This window comes from Caldisericota bacterium (genome assembly GCA_034717215.1).
Classification (GTDB): Bacteria; Caldisericota; Caldisericia; order Caldisericales; family Caldisericaceae; genus UBA646.
Genome location: JAYELD010000074.1, coordinates 1 through 1,936, shown reverse-complemented (window position 1 = coordinate 1,936; position 1,936 = coordinate 1). Strand labels below are relative to the sequence as shown.

Genomic DNA, 1,936 nt, shown 5'->3' with positions numbered 1-1,936 from the left:
GAAAAGTAAAAAAATATTTGATTGCTTAAGCTCACATAATCAAGTAATTATAAAAACCTCATGTTTTTAACTAAATTTTTTAATAGCCTATGAAACAGGGAGATAGGTTTTTTAATGGTTTTGGTAGTCCCCCATAAAATTTGTTTGTATTTTTAGTTTTCGTATATTTGCCAGATGTTCGTAAAACAGATCAAAAAGAAGAATCAAAAGTCAGATAAACAATATGTATATTACCGGTTGGTCCATACGTATAAAATTGGTAATAAAGTACGTCACCAAAATATAATGTCCCTTGGAGGGCTTGAAACATTACCAAGAGATCGTCATAAAGCTCTTGCCGACAGGATAGAGGAGCTTGTCACCGGTAATAGCACTTCGCTATTTCCTGATAAAAACAATCTTGGGGATATTGAAGCATTGGCAGTCTACTTTGCCGACAAAATTATCAAAGAGAAATTATTTGCCCCTGCACCTGGAAAAGAGAGAAAAATTTCTAAAGAAATTTGCAGTAATATCCAGGAAGTTGATTTAGAAACCATAGAACAAGTTGACAGCAAGGAGATTGGGGGTGAATGGCTTGTAAAACAAGTGTTTGACAAATTAGGGATAGCTCCAATATTGGATGGTTGTGGTTTAGATGGCCCCCAGGTCGATATTGCCCAAATGCTGCTTACAGGCAAGCTACTGCATCCATCAAGCGAGTTAGAGGCAGAAAGATGGTTAAAAGAAAATTCCGGGGCACGTGAGCTGTATTCCACGAAGGAAGATATAAGCCGGTACAGGTTGTACAATGCAGCAGTGGCAATGTATCAAAATAAAGATTTTATAGAAAAAGAATTGTACAACAACCTGTGCAATCTTTTTTCCGGCAGGAGTAAAATAGTCATTTACGACCTCACCAACATGCACTTCACCGGCCAAATGCAAAACAGCAAAAAGGCTCAATTTGGTCGTTCCAAGCAAAAGCAGTCAGGTAGTAAGCTAATCGGCCTGGCATTATCAATTGACAGTTTCGGTTTTGTCAGGTACAGCAAGTTCTATAATGGTAACGTAAGCGAACCCGAAACCTTTGAAGCCATGCTTAATGATGTTGTCTGCCAACTTGATACCACGGGGAAAAAACCCATAGTTGTTATGGATGCCGGAATTGCAACGGAAGATAACTTGAAAATAATAAGGAGCAGCAAATACGACTACGTATGCGTGAGCCGCAGTAAACCAAAGGATTACAACAAACTCAATACAAAAACAGGGTGCGTTACCGACAACCGGGGCAACGAAATAGAACTCACAAAGGCTGGTGTAGAGGGAAAAGAGGATAATTTTTTACATATAAAAAGCAACCAAAAATTAAAAAAAGAAGAGTCCATTGACCAGAAACTCACTCAACGCTTAGAGTACCAATTACAGGAGATAAAGGACAAATTACCCAAAAAAGGAACCCTAAAGAAAACCGAAAAGATACATGAGAAAGTTGGCGGCATAAAAGCCAGGCTATCAAAAACAGGTTGGTTATATACCATAAAATACACGGAGGATAAGGAAAAAGGGATAGTAACCGACATAAACTGGTACCGGGTAAAAGAGAGAGAAAAGCCAAAGGGCGAGTATTTTCTGAGATATACAAATGATGCCGTAACAGAAACAGACATATGGGATGTATACAACATGACCCGAGATGTAGAAGCTGTTTTTAGATGTTTGAAAACCGATTTGAAAATACGCCCTATCTACCACCAGAAGGATCAATATATAGAACCACACATTTGGCTCGGGATATTGGCATATCAAATTGTAAATTATATCAGGAAAAACCTGCAGGAAAACAACATCGATTATAGTTGGTCTACCATTGTTGAAAAAATGAGATCAATGCAATCCTCAATAGTTAGCGTGAACAACAAGGATAATAAAAAAATCTATATTAAATTATGCA

1 protein-coding gene is annotated in these 1,936 nt (G+C 37.7%); it reads left to right on the top strand.

What is annotated here, in order from left to right:
- Nucleotides 1–285 precede the first annotated feature (285 nt).
- Nucleotides 286–1,936: IS1634 family transposase (locus U9Q18_02950; GenBank protein ID MEA3313315.1), on the top strand; the 1,651-nt coding region annotated here is incomplete at its 3' end.